The sequence below is a fragment of the Arthrobacter terricola genome (assembly GCF_004354015.1).
GTDB lineage: Bacteria > Actinomycetota > Actinomycetes > Actinomycetales > Micrococcaceae > Arthrobacter > Arthrobacter terricola.
Window position 1 is genome coordinate 1 of record NZ_SMRU01000089.1, and the last position, 1,856, is coordinate 1,856.

The following is a 1,856-nucleotide window of genomic DNA, read 5'->3' on the forward strand; positions in this document are numbered from 1 at the left end:
GTGGAGTATGAATAGCTGTACCCGGGGTGCTCTTCTTCGACCCGGCGGACGGCGCCGGTGACCGTCTCGGCGGTCCATGCCATTTCGGCTACAGCCGTGTCGCCTAGCAGGGTGGTGAAGTCTGAAATTTCGATGCTCATGGTGTTCGCCTTAATATGCAGGTGTCGGGAAACTTGCCGCCCTCGAGCGGTCCGCTGCTGAGGCTACGATGCCGGCCGGAAGGGTCACCGGCCTGGAGGCATTACCCGCATCTGGTCGATGCGTTTTGTCGACGCGCTTCGTCGACGCGCGTCAATGAAGAACTGTAGAGCGCGCCAAAAAATGTGTCAAGCGTCACATCCGGTGCGCGCAGGAGGCGCTCCGGTCAGCTGTTGCGCGACGGCCCCGGCCGGGAAGGCGCGGCGGCGCAGCTCGCCCGAACAGTCAACTCGGGCGTGAACAGCTTCTGGAAGGCGGCCGGATCCTCACCTCGAAGGCGCCGGACCAGATAGTTGACTGCCAGCCTGGCCAACTCGCTGTGGTTCGGAGAAAATCCAGTCACATTGGGATGGCTCGTCCTTGATCCGTCTTCGCTGCCGTTAAGGCCCACCAAGGACAGGTCCCGGGGGATGCGGACTCCGCGCTCAGCAGCCGCAGCCGTGAAGCCCGGAACGGCGGGCTCGTTGAACGTCAGCAGCGCGGTCACCCGGGGTTCCTGTGCCCGGATCTTGTCGAAAGCGTCCCAACCGCCATTAAACGTCGGGCAAACCGTGAACACGGGAATCCGGAGCCCCCTTGACCCGGCGGCCGCCAGGACAGCGTCCCGCATTCTCACCATCGGTCCATGCCCGGCATCCAGTTCATCCCGTGACCTGGTCATATACGCCAGGTTCTCGTGGCCCAGCCCAAGGGCATACTCGACCGCCATGTTGACCGTGGCTTCGAAGTCCGCATCGACAAATGACTGTGCCTGGACGCCTCCGGTGCGACCGATCGTGGTGAAGGGAAGATCCTCCTCCAGAAGGAACGACACCCGCTCATCGACCGTCCGCACCTCCATCAACACCACGCCCTCGACGATTCCCTGGCTGACAACCTTCCGAAGCTCCTCGACATCCTGCGCGCTATAGGGCCACAGCAGCAGGTGATAGCCTTCACTGCGCGCCTGATCGGTAGCGGCCTGGATGTATTCGAAGTCGGTCAGGTTGAACCCGACCTCCGTAACCGGAACGATCAAGGCAATGATTCCCGTGCGCTTGCCGGCCAAACCCTGCGCCAGGGCATTGGGGGTGTAGTCAAGATCTTTCATCGCCTGCATGACCTGTTGACGCGTCTGTGCTGAAATCGGCCGGGTGCCGCTCAAAACGTACGACACCGTGCTCCTGGAAACACCGGCAGCACGGGCTACCTCCTCCATGGTGGCCAAGGGTGTCTCCTCCGGATCGGCGTCGGGCCAGGGGTTTACCCGGGATCATGCCACCGAGCGAATTCACATCCCCCGGGTCAGCATACCGGTGAGCCGGTCCGGATTCGCGTCATGCGGTCGATTGCTTGGCCCTCACCGCCTCCGGGCAGCCACGGGGGGTGTCCCTATGTTCTTTGTCAAGCGGGTGGGAGCAGTTTTTCTTGGCGGTTGTCGGTCCGGGTTTTGGTCGCGGGGTATCGACCGGCGTCCCGGGGATGCCGGCTAATGTGGGGGTTTTGTCAGGCCGCTTTGATTTGCGGCGCCTCGTAAAGCACTCCGTCGCGCAGCATCGCGAACAGGACGTCACAGCGGCGTCTGGCCAAGGCGATCAAGGCCTGGTTGTGCCGTTTGCCCTCGGCCCGTTTGCGGTCGTAGTACTCCCGGGAGACAGGGTCTTTCAGCGCCGCGAACG

General features: G+C 62.9%; 1 protein-coding gene and 1 pseudogene. Both read right to left on the reverse strand.

Features of this window, described 5'->3' with window-relative positions:
• Positions 1-364: 364 nt before the first annotated feature.
• Complete coding sequence (locus E1809_RS26340) at positions 365-1,396, reverse strand: LacI family DNA-binding transcriptional regulator (protein ID WP_235835796.1); 1,032 nt, start codon at positions 1,394-1,396, stop codon at positions 365-367.
• A 287-nt stretch (positions 1,397-1,683) separates the two neighbouring features.
• A pseudogene (locus tag E1809_RS26345) lies at positions 1,684-1,856 on the reverse strand (IS110 family transposase); the annotation flags it as partial.

Excerpts from the sequence above, each read along its gene's own strand:
- E1809_RS26340 (WP_235835796.1), bottom strand. The coding sequence starts at position 1,396 with ATGGAGGAGGTAGCCCGTGCTGCCGGTGTTTCCAGGAGCACGGTGTCG.